This is a genomic window from Vibrio sp. 2033 (assembly GCF_033339735.1).
Window position 1 is genome coordinate 1 of record NZ_JAWOVC010000109.1, and the last position, 1,129, is coordinate 1,129.

Here is a 1,129-nt window from a genome sequence, read left to right on the forward strand (position 1 = left end):
TGTCTAAAGAAAAATTTGAACGTACGAAACCGCACGTTAACGTTGGTACTATCGGCCACGTTGACCACGGTAAAACAACTCTAACTGCAGCTATCTGTACTACTCTTGCTAAAGTTTACGGCGGTGTAGCTAAAGACTTCGCATCTATCGATAACGCTCCAGAAGAGCGTGAGCGCGGTATCACAATCGCAACTTCTCACGTTGAGTACGACACTCCATCACGCCACTACGCACACGTTGACTGTCCAGGACACGCTGACTATGTTAAAAACATGATCACTGGTGCTGCACAGATGGACGGTGGTATCCTAGTTGTTGCTGCGACAGATGGCCCAATGCCACAAACTCGTGAGCACATCCTACTAGGCCGTCAGGTTGGTATCCCATACATCATCGTATTCATGAACAAATGTGACATGGTTGACGATGAAGAGCTACTAGAACTAGTAGAAATGGAAGTTCGTGAACTTCTATCTGAATACGATTTCCCAGGTGATGACCTACCAGTTATCCAAGGTTCTGCACTAGGCGCACTAAACGGCGAAGAGCAGTGGGAAGCGAAAATCGTTGAACTAGCAGAAGCTCTAGATACTTACATCCCTGAGCCAGAGCGTGCGGTAGATCAGCCATTCCTAATGCCTATCGAAGACGTATTCTCAATCCAAGGTCGTGGTACAGTAGTAACTGGCCGTATCGAGCGTGGTATCCTAACTGTAGGTGACGAAGTTGCTATCGTAGGTATCAAAGACACTACTACAACTACATGTACTGGTGTTGAGATGTTCCGTAAGCTTCTAGACGAAGGCCGTGCAGGTGAGAACGTTGGTGCACTTCTACGTGGTACTAAGCGTGACGAAGTTGAGCGTGGTCAAGTACTAGCTAAGCCTGGTTCAATCACTCCACACACTAAGTTCGAATCAGAAGTATACGTACTGTCTAAAGATGAAGGTGGTCGTCACACTCCATTCTTCAAAGGCTACCGTCCACAGTTCTACTTCCGTACAACTGACGTAACTGGTGACATCCAGCTACCAGACGGCGTAGAAATGGTAATGCCAGGCGACAACGTACAGATGACTGTAGAGCTAATCGCACCAATCGCAATGGACGAAGGTCTACGTTTCGCGAT

1 protein-coding gene is annotated in these 1,129 nt (G+C 47.4%); it reads left to right on the top strand.

Annotated features, from left to right (window positions below):
* Positions 1-1,129 (top strand): elongation factor Tu (tuf, locus tag R7P74_RS24940; RefSeq protein WP_017633725.1); only part of this gene is annotated, 1,129 nt, incomplete at both ends.